The organism is Dethiosulfatibacter aminovorans DSM 17477 (assembly GCF_900142005.1).
In the GTDB taxonomy this organism is placed as follows: Bacteria; Bacillota; Clostridia; order Tissierellales; family Dethiosulfatibacteraceae; genus Dethiosulfatibacter; species Dethiosulfatibacter aminovorans.
Genome location: NZ_FQZL01000074.1, coordinates 1 through 1,621 on the forward strand (window position 1 = coordinate 1; position 1,621 = coordinate 1,621).

The following is a 1,621-nucleotide window of genomic DNA, read 5'->3' on the forward strand; positions in this document are numbered from 1 at the left end:
TCACAAAGGATATGGAACAAAACAAACTGGAAGCAGTCAACTGACAACAGCAAAAAATTCAGATGGAAGATTCAATATTTGATCTTTCATCTGAATCTCTTATATTAAAAAAACAGTTCATTTAATTAGGGCTTGTTGAATCAGCAAGTCCTAATAATTTGACATTCTCCATATGTTTCATCTCAGGTACAAAAAAGGTTCTTTTCATTCCACCTCTTTTCAATTTCTTCAAACTCTTTGGAAAGTCGTTTTTGATGTTTTACCGCAATAGTATTCACCAATGCATTAACCATTGCAATTGGTGCTGCTTGAGTATAGTCAAAAACAGAACCTGTGACCGGTGCAAGCAAAGAATGGTCACAAACAGTTGCCAGTGGATTCGTAGGGCTGTCTGTAATTGCAATAGTTTTAACACCCATATTGCTTGCATATAACGCAGCGTCTCTCACTTCTCTTAATATTCTCTGTGAACTGACACATATCAGGATGTCGTCAGTCTGGATATCGCTGTATTCCAAACGTTTGATCAGACCAACTCCTGAAAGTAATACAGGTTCTTTTCCAAGTCTTTGCAGGTGATATCCGAAAATTTGTGTAACAGCTTCGCTGGCAAACATAGCTGCCAGGTATACAGTTTTAGCCTTATCTATGATATCTACCGCAGTATCAAAACTCTGCCTTTGAATCATCTTTTGCATCAATGTTATGTTTTGCATATCCCGCGCGATTGAATAATTCAATATATCATCTTTATCAGGATTTGAGATGAATTTCTGGAATACTTCATAAGGTGTTATTGTTTTTCGATACAAATTTTCTAAATCTGTCTTAAATTCAGAAAATTTGGAATACCCTAGTTTTTGTATGAATCTTGTTATAAGCGTTGCTGATACATTGATCTCCCTGGCAAGTTGTATGCCACTAAGGAATGCTGTATAACTTAGATTATTTAGTATATAATCTGCAATTTCACGCTCTTTTTTTGTCAGTTTTGTCTGGTTGACTCGAGTTACAAAGCTTTTTTCCAATGTTTTTCCTCCTGTCCACTCATCTTAACATAATATAGTATAGCATATATTGAATTCAGGACTCAACCTTCTCGTATGTACTTAAATCATCATTTCTATTATTTACTTTATTCCTAGTGTACATTTTTTCAATTATTATTTTTATTATAGTTTACAAAATTTCCGCAAATAAATCAATGCATTTTTATTGCTTGTTTATTTTAGTAAATTTAAATAAACCACAGTATTTGATTTATTATCTAGAAATAATTCGCGGTAGATAGACCGTCAATAATCAAACAAGAAAGCGTCCGATCGTTTTTTATCAATGTGTTCATTCATATTTTGAAATATGGCAGCCAATCTTTTTCATAGCTGGACAGGGTGATTTTGTCAAAAATCATTTGACACATACGAATATTTATGGTAAAAATATATTAACAGAATATTCTATTAAGTAAATTTATTTTTACTAACCGTGGCTACAGTTTTTAAAAGAACATACTTTAAAACATTTTGCTTAACCAAACTATTAATTTAAGGAGAGTTTTATATGCCAGTATTATTATCATTATGTGCTCTATATATTGTTGTTGGTTACATTCTGTCCAAAA

Annotated in this window: 1 protein-coding gene; it reads right to left on the reverse strand. The window is 32.3% G+C overall.

The genetic code is table 11. The annotated features are described in order from the left end of the window. Window positions 1-182: 182 nt before the first annotated feature. Entirely contained in the window at window positions 183-1,028 is an 846-nt protein-coding gene (locus BUB05_RS18340) for a MurR/RpiR family transcriptional regulator (RefSeq protein WP_073051231.1), read from the reverse strand. Window positions 1,029-1,621 lie beyond the last annotated feature (593 nt).